The following is a 281-nucleotide window of genomic DNA, read 5'->3' on the forward strand; positions in this document are numbered from 1 at the left end:
CCGCGCTTCGCCGGCATCGCCGATGAGCTGATCGAGTTCCTGCGCGGCGCCGAGCTGATCGCCCACAACGCGGCCTTCGACGTCGGCTTCCTCAATGCCGAACTGGCGCGCCTGCCGAACGGCCCCAGCGTGCGCGACCTCGCCATCGTCACCGACACCCTGGCGATGGCGCGCGAGCGCTATCCCGGCCAGCGCAACAGCCTCGATGCGTTGTGCAAGCGCCTCGGCGTCGACAACGGCCACCGCAACCTGCACGGCGCACTGCTCGACGCCGAGCTGCT

General features: G+C 70.5%; 1 protein-coding gene. It reads left to right on the top strand.

What is annotated here, in order from left to right; translation table 11 throughout:
- Nucleotides 1-281: exonuclease domain-containing protein (locus FLQ44_RS22770; protein WP_276607911.1), on the top strand; the 281-nt coding region annotated here is incomplete at both ends.

Source organism: Vogesella mureinivorans (genome assembly GCF_007644035.1).
GTDB classification, from domain to species: Bacteria; Pseudomonadota; Gammaproteobacteria; order Burkholderiales; family Chromobacteriaceae; genus Vogesella; species Vogesella mureinivorans.